The organism is Paraburkholderia phymatum, from assembly GCF_038900715.1.
Taxonomy (GTDB): Bacteria; Pseudomonadota; Gammaproteobacteria; order Burkholderiales; family Burkholderiaceae; genus Paraburkholderia; species Paraburkholderia phymatum_A.
In genome coordinates, this window is record NZ_JAYMRZ010000101.1 from 1 (window position 1) to 428 (window position 428).

Annotated in this window: 1 pseudogene; it reads right to left on the minus strand. The window is 65.7% G+C overall.

Annotated features, from left to right (window positions below):
• Positions 1 to 428, minus strand: a pseudogene (locus VSR68_RS42595) (proton-conducting transporter membrane subunit); the annotation flags it as partial.

The window sequence follows — 428 nt, forward strand, 5'->3', positions numbered from 1 at the left end:
GTCCTCCTGCATCAAGGCCACCAGCGAGGTGTAGATGATGGCGATGGCGGAAAGCGTGAAGACCAGCGGCGCGAAGTCGTGCGAGGCCAGCGGGAACATCGGCAGCGAGAAGCGCAGGAAGCCGTAGCCGCCCATCTTCAAGAGGATCGCGGCGAGCACCACGGAGCCGGCGGTCGGCGCCTCGACGTGGGCGTCGGGAAGCCAGGTGTGCACCGGCCACATCGGCATCTTCACCGCGAAGGAAGCGAAGAAGGCGAGCCAAGCCCAGGTCTGCAACGACCGCGGCACGGCGGTGTGCATCAGGGTCGGGATGTCGGTGGTGCCGCCGTTCCATTACAGCGCCATGATGGCGAGCAGCATCAAGACCGAGCCGAGCAGCGTGTAGAGGAAGAACTTGAACGACGCATAGACCCGGCGCGGACCACCCC